The organism is Paenibacillus amylolyticus (assembly GCF_003719335.1).
Classification (GTDB): Bacteria; Bacillota; Bacilli; order Paenibacillales; family Paenibacillaceae; genus Paenibacillus; species Paenibacillus amylolyticus_D.
Map to the genome: position 1 here is coordinate 421,297 of NZ_RIAS01000002.1, position 20,374 is coordinate 441,670.

The window sequence follows — 20,374 nt, forward strand, 5'->3', positions numbered from 1 at the left end:
ATGGCTGAGATTCCGCGTTATTTGGAAGACCAGACGGAGGAACAGATTATGCAGCGTATGCTGGATCGTCTGCCCGCGGATCTGGATAAGTCGGAAGGGTCGTTTTTGTGGGATGCGGAAGCTCCGGTAGCCTTTATGCTGTCCGAGGCGGCGCTTTGGGCGCAGGAGCTGCTGCGGCGCGGATTTGCCAGTACGGCGGCGAGTAGTGATCCGAATTTTCGTTCGGAGGAGCTGGATTTGCGAGCAGGGGAACATGGCATTACGCGCCGGGCGGCGGTGGCGGCACAGGGCACCGTGAAATTTACGGGTGAGCCGGGGAAAGTCGTGCCAGCAGGTACGGTTGTAGCTACGCTCGCAGATGAGGTATCCGGTGAAGCGTCGCTGGAATATGAAACGGTGGGCCGTGTGGAGCTGGATGAGGATGGTCTGGGAAGTATAGGGGTACGTGCTCTTGTTGCCGGAAAAGAGAGCAATGTACCCGCAGGCACGTTAACCGTGCTGTCTACACCGGTAAGCGGCGTGACGTCTGTGGTGAACACGGACGTCATCAAGGGCGGTGCGGACTTAGAGGCAGATACCGCGCTATTGGAGCGATTTTATGCCAAAGTCCGCAACCAGGGAACCAGCGGCAACAAGGCACAGTATGTGCAATGGGCGAGCGAAGTGCCAGGCGTTGGGGCAACGCGAGTAATCCCGCTGTGGCAGGGGCCGGGCACAGTTGGGCTGTATCTGCTGGATACGGACAAGCGCGCTGCGGGCACCGATCTGGTGGATGCGGTGCAAAAGTACGTTGACCCCACGCAGGATGGACAAGGTGAGGGCGTTGCTCCGGCTGGCCCTGTTGTGACGGTGATGCCGGCAGAGGAAGTGCCGATGAACATTCAGGTGAAGCTGACACTGGCAAGTGATGCCACGCTGGCGGATGTCCGGGCATTAATCGAACGCGGAGTGACGGCGTATTTGAAGCAGCTTGCTTTTGCCGATCCACTCGTACGTTACACTCGCATTGCTGCGATTCTGCTGGACATCCCGCCGATTATCGACTATTCGGAGCTGACCGTGAACGGTTTAAGCGACCAGAATATCGAGATGAACGCCAGCCAGGTGGCCGTGCTGGGGACGGTGGATGTGCATGAGTAGTGTGGGACTGATGAGTGAGAAAGGCCGGGAGATGTTCTCTTATTTGCCCCAATATTATGAGACTTCGCGTGTGATGCAGGCCGATATGCAGGCCAAGGGCAGTGAGATGGATTTGCTGTACCAGGCTCTGGACGAGACGCTGGAGCAGTTTTTTGTCCGCACAGCGACGTGGGGGCTAGACTTCTGGGAGCAGGAGCTTGGCATTGAAACAGATCGTCTCAAACCTGTGGAGCAGCGGCGTGCTGTGGTGGAGTCGAAGCTGCTCGGGGCAGGTAAGTTTTCTGGAAGACAAGTTGCAAACGTTGCAGAAGCCTATGCCGGGGGCAAGGTAGACGTAACGTTCCAGCCGGAAGCGTGGAGTTTTACGGTGAGTTTTGTTGATACAATGGGTATTCCGCCTAACATCGATGATCTCAAACGAGCCATTGACGAACTAAAACCGGCCCACATGGCCGTGGAATATAAATACCGTTATCTGGTCTGGGATGACCTGGACAAGAAGCAGAAATCTTGGGATGAACTTGATGCCGCGTCCCTGACGTGGAATGAACTGGAGGTGTGGGCGTAATGCCACAGGAAACCGATCGTTTGAAATTACCTCTTCCGCTAGGAAATGAAACTGTGAGTCGGGAGAGCATTAATGCAGTTTTTGAAAAGATTGACGCAGGCGTTGCGACGCAAGCCGATTTGGATGCACTTCGTGAAGCGGTGAGCAAGATGGACATTCCTGATGCGTCTTTGACGCAAAAAGGGAAGGTGCAGCTAAGCAACGCTACGGAGAGCACAAGTCAAACTCTCGCGGCGACATCCAAGGCGGTTAATGATGCAAGGCAGGCAGCGGAGAATAACGCCAAAGGCGCAAGTCTACCGCGTTCAGGTGGGGCGTTGACGGGCAGAGTTGACTTCCAAACGTGGGGGTCATTTTCCGCTGATGCTGGAGGTAGTGTCTTGTATGGTAGCAATTGTTACTTAGACCCTAGTGGATCGCCAAGGACATTCAGGTATACGAACACTCACGCCAACTTAGGGGCGAGAGGCATATATATGCTGTACACTGGCAGTCCGACGAGTGCAGTCGAAATCTATGAGTTCGATACTGGGACAGTTGCCTCTACTGCTGGAGCAGCTTTCACTCCAGTACTTAAACGGTTAGCCAATACAGACGATTTTATGCAACCTAATGACAATCCGACTACCAACCTGATCTGGAATTCTACCGGACTGTTTGGGCTGGAAGGCTGGGCTAACGCAGGAGCGTATCCGATTTCAACAAGTTCCAGCCCTGATATAACTTCATTTTTTTACACCAACGATGCCGTCCCAAAAAACCAATACGCTGTACTGGATAGTGCTAACATCAGTGTTTACCCGAGCGCTAATTACGACTTACAAGCTATGTTTTTTAGCTTAAATTCGTATCCTGATACCATTGTCCATATCGAGGTAAAAAACGTAGCCAACAGCGAGACTTTGTTTGCCCTAGCCGCTGACCCGCAAAAGTGGTGGCATCGCAAAAAGTTGTCTTTTACAACTCCTGCTGGAGTCAACCAGATTAAATTAAGACTTGTAGTCACCAATGCACCAGCCAACCAAACAAAAGGATTTGCCCGTATTGGGCTGAATCTCCGCAATGTGGCGAACAAAGATGTCCCGTATGACTTTACGGGAGATATGGCTTACATGGCTAGTGCACTGCAATCCGTAAAGCAATCTGGCGTTAATGCTAAACAGGCAGTAGTGGATGCCATTAGCGCCAAGGGCGGCAGTGCATCCACAAATGACACTTGGGCAACGTTGGCAGCTAAGATAAATGCGATACAGCAAGGTAACTACCAGTCCACTCTTTTAACCAGCTATGGTGCTTGGGTTACTACTCCTAATGTAGGCTCAATTACTTGGTATGAGACAGCTATAAGCTTCCCAGCAGGTACTAAACTCATATCATTAGCATCAAATGAAGGCAACGACGCTCGACCTATGAAGGGTTACATTGGTACTGGTAGCGTATCTAATTCCCAAGCGGGGGTGGGTATTCGGGATTCGGCAGGACTTATTTGGAACATAACGGGGGTTACTGCTTTTACCACATATTTAACAAGTTTAACCGTTGACACAGTTACAGGGATGGCTTACGCAAGAGACACATCTGAGTCAGGAAATAGTTCTGCAACTTCATATGGCTCTATGCGGGTAACTGCTTGCCCATCTGGATTTAACCTTGCTGGCCCGTTGCAGCTTGGATGGATTTACCGCGGATGGTCATCCAATACTGATACGGGGTACGTAAATTTTAATTACCGCAATATACGTGTTGTGTCTATGTAAAAGAGATAAAAAGGGGCGTGGCGTTGTGAGCCGTGAAAGCTTTTACCGCATACTCATTTTCGTCATGCTGGCATTGACTTTCTTCGAAAGCATCATGGCGCATGTGAATGGAGGTATCCCCGACAACGCCAATAACATCAACATAAATATAGGACATCAAGCAGATAATGGCGTATTGCAGGGGGGAAATATAAACAACGGCAGTTTCGAGTCTTTAAAGTCGCTGCCGGGCATCGGGGATATCCTCACACAAAGTATCATAGATGGACGACCATACATTGACGTGTATGACCTCATGAGGGTTGAGGGTATTGGCAAAAGCACGGTAGTGTGAACGTTCTCTATTTGAACCACTCAAGGAGGTGAACCATGAGAACATACCAACTAACCCAATCCATCGCAAGCACGCTTACACAACATTTCCCTAACATTCCTATCCAACCTGCAAATGGTGGTACCGTACCTGTTACAGACTCTAAAGCTGGCCTAACCTACCGTCTACTTGCTGCCAAACTCACTCGTGAGCGCAGTGATCGATTCGTGCAATCTCACATCTACGAGATTCGGTGGCTGGATGGGAGCAACATTCCCGAAGACTTGCCAGACAAGCTCTTTGAAGCACTGGAAACAATCGAAGTGGAAGGTACGCCCTATCGGGCAACGGAGCTGCGATGGAAAGCGTGGGGAGAGACGCCCAAACTATGGGTGTATTACACGATGCGAACCACCAAAGTGTCGGAGTCCTCCGGTCCAATGAAGCAGCTGGAACAACGACCAACTGCTTTGAAATCATCATAGCAAAATGAACTTATTTTAGGGGGACTTATTATGAGAGGAATAGGAGGCGCACTTTCGATGTTTACCAAGAAAGAATCAACAAATCGAGAGAACCATGAAGAAAAAGAACAGCAGCATAACGATACCCAATACATGAAAGAACAGTTTGCCGAAGCCCGGCAGTTTAGCCGGTTGGAAAAAGATATTTTGGCAGCCGTTCTATCGGAAGAGAAAACGTACACCGTGCTAGAGGCACAGCAACAGATCCAACAATTTATGAATGAGGAGGCACAATAATGGCTGGAGGAACATGGACAACTCAAAATAAGGTACGCCCCGGCGTATATATGAACTTTGCATCAGATGGCACTTTACCGGGAACGGTTGGAGAGCGAGGAACGGTGGCTTTGGCACTTCCCATGTCATGGGGGCAAGCTAATACGATCCTGACGGTACAGGCAGGTGAAGATGTACAGGCCAAGCTCGGTTATGACTGGACAGCACCACAATTGTTGCTGATTCGTGAAGCGTTGAAACGTGCACAGACCCTACTTTTATATCGTCTTAATGCAGGAACGAAAGCCAAGGCCACATTGGACAACCTTACAGTAACTGCTCAGCATGGCGGTGTACGAGGGAATGATCTGGCGATTGTCATTTCCGCAAATATGAATGAGCCGGAACAATTTGATGTATTTACATTGCTGGCAGGCAAAGAAGTGCACAAACAGACGGTGTCCGACATCGGTCAACTGCAATCCAATGCATTTATCACCTTCACTGGCGAAGGCACACTTACGAATACGGCTGCTCTTCCGCTAACAGGAGGTAATGATGGTACATCTATCAACCAGGAGCATGCCGATTTCCTGAGCAAACTGGAAGTACTTGATTTCAATACGGTTGGCCTGATCTCGGATGATGCAACACTGAAGTCTGTTTACACTGCATATATCAAGCGTCTGCGCGATATTGAGGGCAAGAAGGTACAACTGGTGCTCTCTAACTATCCAGCAGCGGATCATGAAGGTGTCATTAGTGTGAAAAATGGAGTTGTGCTTGCGGACGGTACCGCCCTTACACCGAAACAAACGGTAGCTTGGACTGCCGGTGCAACAGCAGGGGCTAACCTGAACGAATCTCTAACCTTCCGTGCGTATGACGATGCTGTGGATGTAAACGGACGGTTGACACACACCGAGACAGAGGCGGCACTGCGGAGCGGCGAGTTTGTATTTACAGCGAGCAGCAACCGTGCGCTGGTTGAGCAGGATGTGAACACATTCCGTTCCGTAACCCCGGATAAGGCACGTCATTTTGCCAAAAACCGTGTGGTGCGTGTTCTGGATGGTATCGCTAACGACATGAAACGTATTTTCGAATCCTACTATATCGGCAAAGTAAACAACAACGAGGACGGACGCAGCCTGTTCCGCTCCCAATGTGTTACCTATCTGAAGCAGCTTCAGGATATTGGAGCGATTCAGAATTTTGACTCCAAAACGGATATTACCGTGCTACCGGGCAGTGAAACCGACAGTATTTTGATTGAAGTGCAGGTACAACCTGTGGATTCCGTTGAAAAAGTATACATGAAAGTGAAGGTGGTTTAAGATGGCATTTTTGAAAGCAAGCGACACGATTTCCGGCCAAGAGGGCCGTGCATATGCAACCATTAACGGACAGACGGAAGAAATGTTCTACGTGAAGACACTGGAAGCAACGGTGGAGAAGCAAAAAGCAGAGGTTAAAACATTGGGTCGCCGCGGCGTGCAGCACAAAGCAACAGGCTGGTCCGGTTCAGGTTCCATGACGATTTTCTATACAACTTCCCGTTTCCGCGAGCTGATGCTTCAGTACATGCAAAATGGCGTGGATACCTACTTCGACATTGAAGTGACCAACGAAGACCCATCGTCCACCATTGGTAAACAGACTGTGACCCTCAAAGGTGTTAACCTGGACAGTGTAATCATGGCATCCCTGGATACCGAAGCCGAGGCGCTGGAGGAAGAAGTGAGCTTTACGTTTGAAGATGTGGATATGCCTGTATCCTTTAATCTTCCGAAATAAGTGATACATGTGTTTAGCGCGTAAACCAAGATAAACAATAAATAGTCGAGCATCGGTTTTGTAAAAGAAACCAGTTCAACTTGCCTGTGTTACGGGCTATTTGATGTGTCCAAGTTTTTCAGGCAGTCGCTCTGAACATACCGAGCTTTGCTTGTAAATAACCCAGTATAAATGCTCTTCGCCGCTCTATGCGGCGGGGAGCCCTAACTTAAGAGGAGGAACTAAACATGAGTGGATTGAGTATGTTTTTTGCACAAAACGCGGTAGCAGATACAACGGAGGAATTTATCGTCTCATCTCGCTTCAAAGATGACAAAGGTGCACCGGTAGCATGGAAATTGCGCAGCATGACCGAGGACGAGAACCAGGAATGCCGCAAGGCAGCTACCCGCAAAATCAAGGGCAAGAATGGTGTCTACACTCCTGACATTGATGCCAATGATTACATGGCTCGTCTGATGACGGCAAGCGTGGTATACCCGGATTTGAAAAACACCGAATTGCAGCGCTCCTACGGCGTAATGGGTGCAGAGTCACTTTTGCGAAAAATGCTGTTGCCTGGGGAATTTGCTTCACTCGGTGAACAGGTACAGAAGCTGAATGGCTTTAATCAGGACATGAACGAACTGGTGGATGACGTAAAAAACTAATCAAAGAGGGCGATTCCGAAGCCAATCTGGCTTATTACGCTCTCCATGAATTAAAGATTTTGCCGCATGAGCTAATGGCCTTCTCCATGCGAGAACGGGCAGCGATCTATGCGATGATCCAGGTTAGGGTGGAGGAAGAGAAGAAAGAGCGGGCGAGAAGCCGCACGCGGAAGAAATAATGAAGGAAGGAGGGGAATGAATGTCGGGCACAAGCATAACGGTAATCAATCCTCCGACGATTAATAATCTGATCAATAATTTGAATCTGGTCCAATTGAAAACGACAGAAATTATCAATAATTTCAACCAGATGAATCAAATTAACTTGAATCAGTTTAATCAAACCAATATTGCCAATCACTTTAATCAAGTGAATCAGCAGATGAATGTTACCATTAACTTGATGGAAAAGTTGGAGGATACAGCTGATGATACAACGGATAAACTCGGAGATAACTTAAGTAAGCTCTCCAAGTGGCTGCAAATGATAAAGTCGGCTGGAACCATCGTGTTAAAAGCGGCGGCTGAAGAAGAAGACTTTAAATATCGTTATATGGTTGCTGCTCAAGATCCGGTAGTTGGTGAAGGGATTTATCATAAATTCCGAGATCAGGCTTCTAAAAAAGGCCAAGATGTGAATGATTCGCTTAAGGCTTCCCTTGGTTATTTGCCAATGGCACAGAATGCAGGACAAGTAGAGCAGTTAAATGACCTTGCCGAACGTTTAAGTATGTTGTCACCAGATGGCAAAAGTCTGTCTGATGCTTCTGGAGCAATCCTTAGTGCAATGAATGGAGAAAACAAGGACTTGTCTAGTCAGTTCGGTATCTCCGAGAGTGCATTGAGTGGTGCAGGTTTGGAAGGATTTATTCAAACGAAAGATTTGGATGGCTTTATCCAGGGCCTGCAATTGGTTCTTGAAATGCAAGGGTATACTCAAGAAGCATTTGATACGATGCTGGATTCTCCATTGCAAAAATGGACCGCTCTTGTGAACCAGTTCAATAGCATCCTGGCTGAGGTCGGTACAAAAGCGTTGGAGGTACTTTCTCCAGTACTTGATCGACTGAACGAAGCGATGAGCTCAGGACAGTTCAGCGGTTTTATTGAATGGATTAGTGGAGCATTTGCGATCATCGCTCAGGTCATCGCCTTTATTGTGGATGGATTCATAAATTTCGCCACAGCTGTGCAAGAAAACTGGGATATTATTGCGCCTATTTTGACAGCTATTGCTGTAGTTCTGCTAGGTAAACTTATTATTACACTCGGTGTTGTTATAGCTCAGTTTTTTATGTTGGCAGCAGCTAATTGGCCTATATTACTTGTAATCGGCGCTATTGCAGTACTTATCTATATTTTGCAAGCGTGTGGATTCACCGCTGGAGATATGGTCGGCACAATAATTGGTTACTTTTATATGGTCTATGAGCATATGAAATCAATTTTCGCATCTATTCTGAATTATTTTATATCTTGGGCCGAGTTCGTCATTAATGTTTTCAAAGATCCGACTTATGCTTTCAAAAAGTTGTTTGCTGACATGGGGCTTATTGTTTTACAAATCTTATACAACATAACAAAAGGGGTAGAAGATTTCGCAATAGGATTCAAGGATCAAATCAATTGGATAATTGAGGGCATTAATAAGATTATACCTTACCTGAATAAAATTTTTGGTACAGACTGGGGGGGAATTGAACTTGTATCAGATGCTAATATTCACTCGATGAGTGAGAAGATCAAAGGACTAATGAATGATCTTGAAGCGAGTGTTCCTGAGAGTAAAGAAGATGTTGTTAAATTATGGAGAATGGATGCGTCAGCAGATTTTAAGACCTCATTTGACCAAGGGTTTAAGAAAGGCCATGACTTGGTGGCTAACACTAAAAATCCATTTTCCCAAACTTCTGATGAATTGCCCGGGGGCTTTGGCAAGGACTTTAAACCAAAAATACCTCCCATGCCATCGATGCCAACGACACCTGCTCCCGCCAACATGAACAATATGAGTAATCTCAACAAGATTAACAATATCGGACAGGTGGACAAAATCGGTGATGTGGATGGCACGGTGGATGTAACGAGTGAGGATCTGAAACTGATGCGTGAGCTTGCCGAGATGCAGGCCATTCAGCGCTTCGTCAGTCTGACGCCAACGGTGCAGGTGACGACAGGCGATATCAATAGCGGACATGATGTGGACAGTATCATTAGCAAAATTACCGAAGAAATGAACAGTCAGATCGTCTCCAATGCCCAGGGGGTGTATGGATAAGTGAGCTATTCGATACAGCTTAGCTTCAACAATCGCGCGGAATATATTTATTTCCCGGTTATACCGGAGAGTATTGAGTTTTCAGATGCAGGGGACGGAAGCACGTTTAACGTTAGTCGTCTAGGGGAGATCAATGTGATTAAGTCCCCCAAACTACGCGAAGTCAGCTTCAGTGGCATTTTTCCGGCAGATTACAGTCCATACCATTACAAATATGACGCAACAGACCTGAATGCAAAGAATGAGTTTTACCGTGACCCGTATGAGTACGTGAGAGTTATTATCCGCTGGATGCAGACAGGGCGTCCCGTCAGGCTAATCTTTTCCAGTGCAAGATACACGGTCAACATGGCCGTCTCCATTGAGAGCTTCGATTGGAAGGAGACAGCGGGTACGGTGGGCGACGTGCAATATGATATCAAGCTGAAGCAGTATGTTTTTTATGCTGCCCAAAAAGTAGTACCACTGAAGAACAGTCAGAACAAGGCTGATGCTTCAAAAACGAAAACCAAAGCTTCCCGGCCGGATGAAAAAGTAAAACCCAAGACCGTCACGCTGAAAGCCGGAGACTCCTTATGGTCTGTTGCCAAAGCTCATCTGGGTGATGGAGCACGCTGGAAAGAGTTGCAGAAGCTGAATGGCATCAAAGACGCACAGCTCAAGAAGCTGCCCGTTGGACTTGTCATCAAGCTTCCGTGAAAGGAGAGACGATATGCAGCAGGAGATCCATCTGGACAACAGACAGATCATTGAGAAGGAGCAACTATTGCTGGATGACAAACAGGGGAACATCTGGGACATCAGCGACATTGCTGGCGAGATTACGTACAAAACTTCACGTATCGGCAAGCCATCCTCTCTCGAATTCACGTTGATTAAGGGCAGCTTGTTTCAGCATCGAAAGTTTAGCTATGAGAATGGTTATGTAGTGAGGTACACTCATGGAAAACAGGGAATATTTTACGGATATATCTTTTCTGTCGACAGCGGCAAGGACGAAAAAGTAAAGATCAAAGCCTATGACCAGACACGATATCTAACCGCAAATCAGACGTATCAGTTTGTTAACGCAACAGTAGCGGATGTCATCAAGCGGATTGCGACGGATTTCCAGTTGAAAACGGGGGATTTGAAGCAGCCAAGTTATGCCATTCCACGAATGCTTTTCGATAATAAAAAGCTGATTGACATGATCTGTGAAGCGTTGGATCGGACGCTGATTTATGGCGGCACAAATTATATCTTTTATGATGATTTCGGCAAACTTGTCCTTCGTGATGTCGAAGAGATGCCCTATGGCTTTGTTATCGGGGATCATAGTCTGCTGACGGACTACAGCTATACACGGTCGATCGACGACCAGACTTATAACAAGATCAAGTTATACCGGGATAACAAGGATACAGGCAAACGGGAGACGTTTGTGCATCAGAATTCAAGCAGCATCCGTCAATGGGGGCTGCTTTTTTTGTACCAAAAAGCGGACGATGGTCTGAATAAAGGTCAAATTGATAACATGCTGAAAACGCTGATGACCTTGCGTAACCGGGAGACACAGAAGTTAAAGGTGGATGCCCTTGGCGATTTCAAGGTGAGAGCCGGGAGTTTTGTCAATATTCAGATCGATGAATTGAAGATCAATCAATATTTTCTGGTGGACGAGTGCACGCACAAGATACAGGGGGGTGTGCACACCATGTCCCTGGATTTGAAGGTGGTGTAGCCATTTATGATGCTTGATGTGATTAAAAAGGCGGCAATAGCCGCCGTAGATGCCAAATCTCCCGTACAGATTATGTACGGAACTGTAACGAACACACAGCCTTTGGAGATTACCGTGGAACAGCGGCTTGCACTGAGTGATCCTTTTCTTGTACTCACAGAATCGGTGGCACAAAAAAACTGGACGATCGGTGAGTCGGCTTTATTACTTCGTGTGCAGGGCGGAGACAGTTATGTTGTACTGGATCGGCTGGTGAAGCCATGATTCCACAAGGTTCTCAAATTGGAGAAGAAAATCAGGAAGAAGTTTCGGTGCTTCCTAGCCTGACCTATGTGTTGCAAGCATCTGGACAACGGATTGGCAGGCTTCAGTTGGAGGGAAAAGAAGCGGTTAAGCAAGCGGTATACAAAGCTTTATCGACACGTCGTTATGAACATTTGATCTATTCGCCTGATTATGGAATGGAATGGTCTTGGGAAGGCATTTCCGGGAGATCCATGGTTGAATCCGAACTGGAGCGCTGGATTCAGGAAGCATTGCTTCCAGACGACCGTATTTCGGAAGTAACCCAATTTGAGTACGCCCATGAGCCGGATGGCGTTAAGGTTTCTTTTACCGTGATAACGGATTTTGGTAACTTCAGGCAAGAGACGGAGGTGAATATGAATGTATGAACAGGAGACATTTGAGGTCATTTTGAACCGGATGCTGGATAAAGTGCCCGATGGTGTCGATAAGCGGGAGGGCAGCATCATCTATGATGCCCTCGCGCCAGCAGCCGTGGAGATGGCCCAGATGTATATTGAGCTAGATACTAACGCCAATCTGAAGTTTGCTGATACCGCTTCAGGTGAATATCTGGATCAGGCAGTAGCGTGGTCAGGTATTACTCGCAAGCCGCCTACGAAGGCGCGTTGGTCTGCAAGTTTTCAAGATCAAGAGGGCAAACCTGTGGAAATTCCATCAGAGAGTCGTTTTTCGACAGGAGAACGAGTTTATAGAGCGGTGGAGCGAATTACCGCAGGGAAATATGTGCTCGAATGTGAGATTGCTGGTGCGGAAGGTAACGAGTATACCGGGACACTGTTACCCATTGATTATATTGCAGGCCTGACCACCGCGGGATTAACCAAACTGCTTGTTCCAGGTGAAGACGAGGAGACGGATCAAGCTCTGTATGATCGTTATCAGGACAAAGTTTCCCGTCCGATCACAAGTGCCAACAAGTATCAGTATGAGCTGTGGGCGCGGGAGAATTCGGGAGTTGGCAAAGCGAAGGCCTTTCCGCTCTGGAATGGCCCCGGTACAGTCAAGGTGGCATTGTTGAACAATGAGATGCATGCTCCTGCGGAGGGAGTCATCGAGGCTGTGCAGCAATATATCGATCCTTCGCAGGATGGCATGGGGGAAGGGGCAGCGCCGATTGGCCCTATTGTCACCGTCGTAGGGGCAGAAGAAGTTCCGATTCATATTGAGGTGCAGGTTACACTTGCTTCAGGATCAACATACGAGGGTGTGAAATCTTTGATTGAGACAGGGGTGACAGCGTATCTGAAAGAGTTGGCGTTTGCTGATCCGCTCGTTCGCTGGACACGGATTGCCAATGTCATTCTGGATATTCCGCCCGTAATCGATTACAGCAATTTGCTGGTCAACGGCGGCATGTCCAATCTGGAGATTACACCGGGAGCTGTTGCTGTGCTTGGGACGGTGAAGGTGACGTGAGTAAAGCAGATGTACTGATGAACCTTTTGCCCCCGCTCTACGAAAATGTGCTGGAGATGCAGTTGCTGACACAGACGGAAGGGGCTGAACTAGATCAGCTTGCAGCCGATGTGGAAGATGTATTGCAGCAGTTTTACCCGGAATCCGCAACGTGGGCATTGGAGCGATATGAACAGGATTTGCAGATTCCGACCAATCGTGCCAAACCGGATGATCAACGAAGGTCTGTCATCATCTCCAAAATGCGTGGTAGCGGTAAAGTTTCAGGCTCCATGCTCAAAAATGTAGCTCAGGCGTACGAAAACGGGGGCATTGATGTATCCGTTAATCCAGGCGAGTATCGCATCTTGATCCGTTTTATCGATACATTGGGACTGCCACCTAATCTGAACGATCTAAAAGCAGCGATCGAAGATATTAAACCGGCTCACATGACCGTCGAGTACCGTTTGCGGTATCTGACCATTGCCGAGGTTGAAAGAATGACTCTGAGTGAGATGGAACAAACCCGGCAGGATAAATTAGCAGGAGGTGGAGCGTAATGAGTGAACCAAAAACACCCAATTTAGGGTTGTATAAAATCGATCGTTCCTCGCCATCAACAACCTATTTTGATCTGGACAAGTATCTGGATCAGAACTGGGAGAAGATTGATGATTTTGCAGAGCAGATGGGGGAAAAGGCTGAAGAAACAGCAACGAAGGTAAGTAGTTTGCAAGAGAGGTTGGATACAGATAAACGAGGAGCTGCTACATTACAGCCTGGCGTAAATGTAGTAAGTGCTAATCAGGAGGCAACGTTTAATCTTTCGAGCATTAAGGGGAGAACATTGGTTAATTTGCTGGGGCGTGCTGGAGGTTGTGAACAAGCAAGCTTAGTAAACTCTTATCAATCTACAATAACGGCTGATACATCTAACAAAGTACAAGGAAATCAATCTTTGAAAATTACGACAACGGCAATGCCAGCAGGAGCATTATCGATATCCCCTATTAATTTAAAATCAGGGAAGTATTATATTGTTCTCTCCTCAGCAAAGCTGATATCTGGAGAATTGGTAGGTATGTACTTAAATGAACTTAACCCGAACAAAGGGAAAGTTACTTCAAGTAATAGCAAAAGATTCAGTACGTTATGGGGAGCATATAGCATTTCTACCGATATTAGCACTTTTTTTGTTAGTCAAGTTGTTGGAGCATCTGGAAGTTCCGGGTATATTGATGCAATTAGACTTTACGAAATTAGTGCCTCAGAGTATGTTGCACTCGAAAATATGACAACGGAGCAGATTGCATGTAATTACCCTTACGTCGATAGTGTTCAACCAGTTTTGAATCCGTATGCCATTCGATATGGACAAAACTTATTACCCCCATTTTATGAGTGGAGTGAAACAGCAATAGCAGGTCCAAGTGAGATCGAGGCACCCTACCAACTTAAAATGACAAAGGCAAGCAGTGCGATAGGTTTTAGCAATTTCATTAGTACTGTAAACGTAGCTCCCTCTACGGAATATACGTTTTCAATTACTGTAGACGTGACTAACTTTGGCGGTAATGGAGTAGCTGGAGTTTATTGGAATGGATGGTGCTACGATGAAGATAATAATGCCATAACGTCGTTTAATATGCCTCCCTATGCAAAGGCAAACGGGAAGTTCACATTAGGGAATAGCTTTAAAACCCCTGATAACGCGAAGAGTGTACGTATTGTTATCGGTTTTGATAGCGAGACAACAGGAACTGCAACTTTTAAGAATCCGTGTTTAAACTTAGGTACGTCAGCAATGATGTTTAAACCACGCGAAGACTCTTTTCTCGCACTACAAACTGAGCTACACGCCAATCCAGATACGGGAGAAAACCCTGATAGCGTTTTTGAACGTGATGGTCGGTATTATAAATTGGCGAAGTGGCGTAAGGTTGTACTAGATAGTGCAATAAATTTTGTCTTGTGGGGGAGTGGTTCTGGTTATAAGGTTGTTAATGCAATGCTTCCGGAGCCACTCGCTGTTGACGGTTCAGGTGTTTTGATAAAGTATCAGGGGAAGGTTATAAAAGAAACTGATTATGCTACCGTAAACAGCGCACCGGATAATTTAAATATTGGATCGTCTGGAGCTAACGGGGTGTTCGATAATTTCCAAATCTCCATTTCAAACGTGGATAGTGGGTGGGGAGACAGCTATACTAACCTGACCTCTGATGAAATTAAGGCTTATTTCATGGGATACAGAATGGCCGAGAATGTAACAGGCTTTCCCGCTTACAATGGATCGGGTGTAAAGTGCTGGTATGGGATTAAAAGCTTATCAACTCCAACGACTACATTACCAACAATGCCCGACGTTGGATATACTCCTTACCAACTCCTATACCAGCTCGCTACGCCAGTCGTCGAACCGATCACGTCAGAGGGGCAATTGACGTTTATTGACGGGGATAATCAAGTAGAGGCAGGCACAGGCATTGTACTGCGAGAACATGCACCTATTAACAATAATTTGCCTACGGCTGTCGCTATAGGTGATATCGGCAATCCAAATAAATATAAAATTAAAAAGATTTTGGCGGTGTACAAGGATAGTATCCGTGATCCAAGATGGTACTCGAATACTGTAAATGCAAATGGTAATGAAAAGGCTCGAATTGATGGGATTAATTACGATCCATCAGCCAGTTACAGTGTCACATACCTGATGTTGGACAAGTATCCAACGGTAGACATTACCGGAACGTATGCAGAGAACGAAAAGTCTCTGTTACTGGATGCAGTCAAAACGTTGCAGGAGAACACGACACGGATATCAGTCCTTGAAAGCAAGAAGGCCGAGAAGGACGCTCCTGCATGGATTACGCCTACATTGCTTAATGGGTGGGTGATTTACAACGATACACTGCCAGTCGGGTATTACAAAGACAGTAACGGGATTGTGCGCTTCAAAGGTATGATCAAAAGCGGAGCGCTTAACTCTATACTTCTGAAATTGCCACCGGGTTACCGACCGAAAAATATGAGTATGCAGTTTGTAGCTCACTCCACCGATGGTAGCGGTCAGGTCTTAGGACGGATTATCGTTAATGCTAATGGTGATGTGCAGCCGTATGGGGGGAGTACGACCTTATACTCACTTGATTCAATTTCGTTTCAAGCTGAACAATAAAGGAGGTATCACATGAAAGCCGTACCTAAAGTAAATACAGACGGACTCTATTTAGAGGACGAATTGGTGGACGATGCCTTTAGTGGTGTCATCCCTTTTTATGCCGAGCAGGAACCTGTGATATTTGATCCAGATCAGGCAGAGCAACCGGAAGCGCTGGAGGAAGAAATAGAGCCGGAGATTGCCGGGTATCTGGTCGGCGTGCCTGTTCCTGCTGGTCTGTTTCACCCGCGCTTTGACTTAGCAGCTTGGGAAGCATATCAGGATGCTGTGCAGGTGGAACCGCAGAAAATTTTTCCTGACCTGTGGGTGGAAGGACTAAGCCAGGAAGAGATCGACGAGTTGACTAAGCCGCAACCGGAGGAACTGTCTGAACTGGATCTTTTAAAACAGCGCCTTGCAGAATCGGAAGCGGAAAACAAACGTTTAGCTGAGGAAAGTAACGCCAATCAACTGGCTTTAATGGAATTACACATGCTTGTACTTAGTGTGGTGCCGCCAAATGAGGGATAAGTATGAAGGTTTGCGATCCACTAGCCTGTGATGTTTATAAGGAGAGGTGAGACTATGTTAGCTGTATACGTAATGATGATTAATAAAAAATTGATTGAGCTGCACCAAGTTCCAGAGAGTAGTCGAGGTCAAGTTGCTGTGTTACTGGAAGCAGCCAATATAGATAATTAAGGACAAAATAAGTGTTTTTAATGAATTCAATCAAAAGGAGGTGAAGCCATGGAACGATGGGACACCCTATGGAAATGGGGAATCGCACTGATGAGCAGCTCGGCATCCTACTTCTTTGGAGGCTGGTCAGGAGTGCTCGGCGTGTTGCTAGTCTTTGTCATTCTCGATTACCTAACAGGTATTGCGGCGGCGGGCATGACGGGCAAACTTGAAAGTAATGTTGGGCTGTTTGGCATCGCCCGAAAGGTGTTTATATTTGCAATGGTATCGGTGGCTCATCTGGTGGACGGTGTTCTGGGAGACGGACATTTGTTCAGGGATGCGGTCGCCTTTTTTTATATCGCGAATGAGTTGCTGTCCATTATTGAAAATGGGGGCAAGCTGGGAGCTCCGATCCCGCCAGTCATCCGGCAGGCGATTCAAGTGCTTAAAGGAAAGGCGGGGGAAGATGCATTATCTACTCCATTGCCACATACGCCTCCTTCATTAGATCATTCCCAAGGCGAGAATGATCATCCTCCTGGAAATGAACAATCCAAAGAAATGGCGACGGATCAAGAGAATTCCGATGTTAAGATAAGCAGTTAGAATGGATGATTTAGAACCGTCTGAATCAGAACGATTTAATATAGAGTGGGCTTGATTTGCTACTAAACGCTATGCTAAGAACAAATAAGAGACAGAATTGCTAAGTAGCAGCAAAAATAAGAAAAGCACCCGTGATGGGTGCTTTCTTTACTTCCAGTCATCACTTTATGCATCTTATAAATCCTCGTTACTCTATGATCCCATAGCATCATAAAACAAGGGACACGCACACAAGCAATCTTTAACCCGTCCGCATTAACTATATACAAACGGCAACTAGCCGAATAAAGGGTGTGAGAAATTTGCAAAATAGAACCCCAGGCAACACGCAGGGCATTGATGTCTCCAGGTACCAAGGCAATATCGACTGGGCCAAGGTGAAGGCAAGCGGCATGACGTTTGTGTTTATCAAAGCAACCGAAGGGCGAACATATGTCGATCCGAATTTTCAGAGAAATGTAAACGGTGCGTTGGCGGCGGGCATGATGGTGGGAACCTATCATTTCTTCCGCGGAACGTCTGTCGAGATTGCGAAAGCTGAAGCAGCACATTATGCCAATACGCTGAACCAGATCGGAGGAGCCAGAGCCCTACAGTTGCCACCGGTTATGGATTACGAGAATAACCCCGGCAATCTGAGCAAAGCCCAGATGAATACGGTAGCCAAAGCCTTTTTAACAGAAATCCAACGTCTCACAGGTGTAAAACCGATCATATACACAGGCAACGCATTTGCCGGCAATTTCGATACTTCACTGAGTTCCTACGATCTGTGGATTGCGCGATACAGCACGTCACGGGTGCCTGATGCTCAGCTCGCATGGAAGCGCTGGACGTTCTGGCAATATACGGATTCGGGCAAGGTAAACGGCATTAGCGGCAACGTGGATATGAATGAATTCGAGGGAACAGCGGCACAGCTTAGAGCGAGATATACAGTAGCTACGCCAAACCCAAATCCTACGAATCCAACGAACCCGACCACGCCTTCGAATCCATCCAATCCAAATCCGCCAACTGTACCACCGAAAGGGGGCGAACCGATGACAGCCGAAGAGAAAGCCGCGTTTGATGCGCTCAAAGCACAGGTTGACCGTTTGCAGGCACGTCAGTTGATGGAAGTACCTGTCTGGGCGAAAGCTGCTGTAGATGCCGCACTGGCCTATGACCCCAAAAACCCGCTTTTCAGTATTGATAATGGAGCGAGCTACGATTTTTATCGTTTTATCACCGTGATGCATCGAAGAGGTTTGTTTAAAAAGTAAATGATATGAGTGAGACTTAACCCATAAGTTTGCCTTTTGGCAAACTTATGCTTCCAATTTAACCATCTACAAACTCACATTCCTATTTCGTTTTGAAAATGTATCGTTTCCCGTTAGCGAAATAAAAGAAAGTTAACACTAATTTATTTTACAGAGATTACTTGCCCTTTTGTCATTTGCACTAATTCTTCGGGTGTTAATTGAAACACTGCTCTTGGATGTCCGGCAGCTGCCCATATCTCTTTAAATTGTAACAAGTCTTCATCAATAAGAGTGATAATTGACTCTATATGTCCTAAAGGAGGCACGCCTCCAATAACAAATCCTGTGTGTGTACGTACAAAATCAGCGTCAGCTTTTCCTATACTGTCATTCAGATAGGTGTTAATTTGTTTTTCATTAATTCGATTTACTCCACTGGCTATAACCAATAAGGGTTTATCGTTATTTTTGAGTCGAAAGATAATTGATTTAGCTATATGTGCAACCTCGCAACCTATCGTATCGGCAGCTTCCTGTGCAGTTCGTGTACTGTCAGGTAGTTCTATAACTTTATTTGCATATCCGAACTCCATTAGTTTGTTTTGAACCTGTTGTGCACTATCTTTAAGTTGACTTGTCAACGTGTATCCCTCCTTAATGATTACATGCAATTAAGGTTCCGCATAATACATAACAACCTGTATCGTTACATCTTCGTCCGATTTATTTATATAACGGTGTTCAACATTGCCTGCAAATCTTATAGCCTGTCCTTCTGGTAAGGCGTATATTTCATCCTTAATCTGTAGATTAAACACTCCTGAGATAACTGTGATGTACTCTTGAACCCCATCATTGTGTGGGAGTGAGACATAGTTACAAGTAGGACTTAGAATAATCGTAAACATTTCAATACGTGTTTGGGGGTCAAACGGAAACATTAAGTATACTCTACAATTTCCATTGTCTTCTGTTAAATCTGGAATTTCTTTTCGAGCTGCAATGGATACTACTGCCTCATCCTCTTTAAGTAGAGATGAAAACGAAATATTGAGTCCCGTAGCAATTTTCCATACGGTTGTTACTGTGGGCTGCGTTTCTCCTCGCTCAATTTGATGAAGCATACCTTTACTAACCTTTGTTAAATCAGCAAGCTTATCTAAGCTTAACTGCCTATGTTTTCTAATACGTTGCAGGTTGTTTCCTATCCTGATGTGTATAGCATTCAAGAAGTAACCCCCTCTATTTTGTTCGTTATACTATACAAATATATCATTATATAGAACGTTTCGCAAACATTGTATTGTGCTAAATTGCCCGTTATTTTAAACATTTGATGACATACTTATAAGTAAACATTTGATCCGTCTATGGTTAAGTCTCAATGAGTCAGCTGTACAAATAGAACAGATCTGAACCTGGAGGAAAGCAGGGAACATGGGCGATTAATGTCGATCTGTGTTCCTTTTTTATACATAATGTCACTAATTCTGACGCGTGTAATATTGTTAAAAACGTATGTCTGTAAAGTTCTTGTCTAATTGGTAAATGTGATGTAAAGTAAGTTACACGAAAATGTTTTTCACCACGATTTAATACACAAACCTCCTCATCATGACAAAACCATAACATGAAAAGTTATTGTAGTGTCGATCTGTTCTATTCTTTTTCTACCCGTAAATCTAGCGAGTTTTACACCTCATGAAGACAAACTCACGGAACAAAATGCCTATGGCGAATGTTTTGGATCTTTGCGTCTACCCATTTAAGGACAAATTCGCTGATTCGAATTGACCTTGGTTCAAATAGATGAACTGCACTAGCTTGCAAAGTTGAAGATGAATTCCCTAATACACTAAATAACCGACCCAAGCTCCCTAGAATAACTTGATGAAGGCTGTTACGCCATCCTGTTTATTTTTGTGGTCTATTATTGTTTGAAATTCCATGCTGTTTGCTTAAACGCCGGCAATCCGTTGATCCAGATTTTTTTCAATGGTT

Annotated in this window: 22 protein-coding genes; 20 read left to right on the plus strand and 2 right to left on the minus strand. The window is 45.9% G+C overall.

Annotation, left to right across the window (positions count from 1 at the left end; genetic code table 11):
- The 20 genes from EC604_RS05605 to EC604_RS05705 all read left to right on the plus strand — a co-directional run bounded on the left by EC604_RS05605 (nucleotide 1) and on the right by EC604_RS05705 (nucleotide 18,391).
- Nucleotides 1–1,140 carry a baseplate J/gp47 family protein gene (locus EC604_RS05605; RefSeq protein WP_123063187.1) on the plus strand — a complete coding sequence of 380 codons (1,140 nt, stop codon included), beginning with the start codon at nucleotides 1–3 and terminating at the stop codon, nucleotides 1,138–1,140.
- Complete coding sequence (locus EC604_RS05610) at nucleotides 1,133–1,708, plus strand: YmfQ family protein (protein WP_123063188.1); 576 nt, start codon at nucleotides 1,133–1,135, stop codon at nucleotides 1,706–1,708. The genes EC604_RS05605 and EC604_RS05610 overlap by 8 nt, the downstream gene beginning before the upstream one ends.
- Nucleotides 1,708–3,465: a tail fiber protein gene (locus tag EC604_RS30245; protein WP_240036671.1), complete on the plus strand. Its 1,758-nt coding sequence runs from the start codon at nucleotides 1,708–1,710 to the stop codon at nucleotides 3,463–3,465. Before EC604_RS05610 ends, EC604_RS30245 begins: the two co-directional genes overlap by 1 nt.
- A gap of 25 nt (nucleotides 3,466–3,490) precedes the next feature.
- The gene (locus EC604_RS05620; RefSeq protein ID WP_123063189.1) at nucleotides 3,491–3,799 is read left to right on the plus strand and encodes a ComEA family DNA-binding protein; all 309 of its coding nucleotides are present in this window, start codon (nucleotides 3,491–3,493) and stop codon (nucleotides 3,797–3,799) included.
- 35 nt (nucleotides 3,800–3,834) lie between these two features.
- Entirely contained in the window at nucleotides 3,835–4,263 is a 429-nt protein-coding gene (locus EC604_RS05625; RefSeq protein WP_123063190.1) for a phage tail terminator family protein, read from the plus strand.
- Between the two features lie 30 nt (nucleotides 4,264–4,293).
- On the plus strand, nucleotides 4,294–4,539 hold the full coding sequence (locus EC604_RS05630; protein WP_151458052.1) for a hypothetical protein: 246 nt from the start codon (nucleotides 4,294–4,296) through the stop codon (nucleotides 4,537–4,539).
- On the plus strand, nucleotides 4,539–5,855 hold the full coding sequence (locus EC604_RS05635) for a phage tail sheath family protein (RefSeq protein WP_123063192.1): 1,317 nt from the start codon (nucleotides 4,539–4,541) through the stop codon (nucleotides 5,853–5,855). Before EC604_RS05630 ends, EC604_RS05635 begins: the two co-directional genes overlap by 1 nt.
- 1 nt (nucleotide 5,856) lies before the next feature.
- On the plus strand, nucleotides 5,857–6,315 hold the full coding sequence (locus EC604_RS05640) for a phage tail tube protein (RefSeq protein WP_017690162.1): 459 nt from the start codon (nucleotides 5,857–5,859) through the stop codon (nucleotides 6,313–6,315).
- A 227-nt stretch (nucleotides 6,316–6,542) separates the two neighbouring features.
- A complete protein-coding gene (locus EC604_RS05645) occupies nucleotides 6,543–6,965 on the plus strand; it encodes a phage tail assembly chaperone (RefSeq protein ID WP_123063193.1) in 423 nt (140 codons plus the stop codon).
- Between the two features lie 199 nt (nucleotides 6,966–7,164).
- Entirely contained in the window at nucleotides 7,165–9,243 is a 2,079-nt protein-coding gene (locus EC604_RS05655) for a hypothetical protein (RefSeq protein WP_123063195.1), read from the plus strand.
- Nucleotides 9,244–9,942, plus strand: coding sequence for a LysM peptidoglycan-binding domain-containing protein (locus EC604_RS05660; RefSeq protein ID WP_123063196.1), 699 nt, complete (start codon nucleotides 9,244–9,246; stop codon nucleotides 9,940–9,942).
- A gap of 13 nt (nucleotides 9,943–9,955) precedes the next feature.
- A complete protein-coding gene (locus tag EC604_RS05665) occupies nucleotides 9,956–10,966 on the plus strand; it encodes an XkdQ/YqbQ family protein (protein ID WP_123063197.1) in 1,011 nt (336 codons plus the stop codon).
- 6 nt (nucleotides 10,967–10,972) lie between these two features.
- A complete protein-coding gene (locus tag EC604_RS05670) occupies nucleotides 10,973–11,230 on the plus strand; it encodes a DUF2577 family protein (RefSeq protein ID WP_192895062.1) in 258 nt (85 codons plus the stop codon).
- Nucleotides 11,227–11,640 (plus strand): DUF2634 domain-containing protein, encoded by a 414-nt coding sequence (locus tag EC604_RS05675; protein WP_123063198.1) that lies wholly within the window; start codon nucleotides 11,227–11,229, stop codon nucleotides 11,638–11,640. The genes EC604_RS05670 and EC604_RS05675 overlap by 4 nt, the downstream gene beginning before the upstream one ends.
- Complete coding sequence (locus EC604_RS05680; RefSeq protein ID WP_123063199.1) at nucleotides 11,633–12,691, plus strand: baseplate J/gp47 family protein; 1,059 nt, start codon at nucleotides 11,633–11,635, stop codon at nucleotides 12,689–12,691. Before EC604_RS05675 ends, EC604_RS05680 begins: the two co-directional genes overlap by 8 nt.
- Nucleotides 12,688–13,233 (plus strand): putative phage tail protein, encoded by a 546-nt coding sequence (locus tag EC604_RS05685; protein WP_123063200.1) that lies wholly within the window; start codon nucleotides 12,688–12,690, stop codon nucleotides 13,231–13,233. Before EC604_RS05680 ends, EC604_RS05685 begins: the two co-directional genes overlap by 4 nt.
- On the plus strand, nucleotides 13,233–15,854 hold the full coding sequence (locus EC604_RS05690; RefSeq protein WP_123063201.1) for a hypothetical protein: 2,622 nt from the start codon (nucleotides 13,233–13,235) through the stop codon (nucleotides 15,852–15,854). Before EC604_RS05685 ends, EC604_RS05690 begins: the two co-directional genes overlap by 1 nt.
- A 12-nt stretch (nucleotides 15,855–15,866) precedes the next feature.
- Nucleotides 15,867–16,367, plus strand: coding sequence for a hypothetical protein (locus EC604_RS05695; RefSeq protein ID WP_123063202.1), 501 nt, complete (start codon nucleotides 15,867–15,869; stop codon nucleotides 16,365–16,367).
- Between the two features lie 219 nt (nucleotides 16,368–16,586).
- Nucleotides 16,587–17,126 carry a phage holin family protein gene (locus tag EC604_RS05700; RefSeq protein WP_240036672.1) on the plus strand — a complete coding sequence of 180 codons (540 nt, stop codon included), beginning with the start codon at nucleotides 16,587–16,589 and terminating at the stop codon, nucleotides 17,124–17,126.
- A gap of 302 nt (nucleotides 17,127–17,428) precedes the next feature.
- Nucleotides 17,429–18,391, plus strand: coding sequence for a glycoside hydrolase family 25 protein (locus tag EC604_RS05705; protein ID WP_123063203.1), 963 nt, complete (start codon nucleotides 17,429–17,431; stop codon nucleotides 18,389–18,391).
- 143 nt (nucleotides 18,392–18,534) lie between these two features.
- Here EC604_RS05705 and EC604_RS05710 read toward each other — a convergent pair whose 3' ends face one another.
- A complete protein-coding gene (locus EC604_RS05710; protein WP_123063204.1) occupies nucleotides 18,535–19,014 on the minus strand; it encodes a YbaK/EbsC family protein in 480 nt (159 codons plus the stop codon).
- Between the two features lie 30 nt (nucleotides 19,015–19,044).
- Nucleotides 19,045–19,602 carry a helix-turn-helix domain-containing protein gene (locus EC604_RS05715; protein WP_123063205.1) on the minus strand — a complete coding sequence of 186 codons (558 nt, stop codon included), beginning with the start codon at nucleotides 19,600–19,602 and terminating at the stop codon, nucleotides 19,045–19,047.
- Nucleotides 19,603–20,374: the final 772 nt, after the last annotated feature.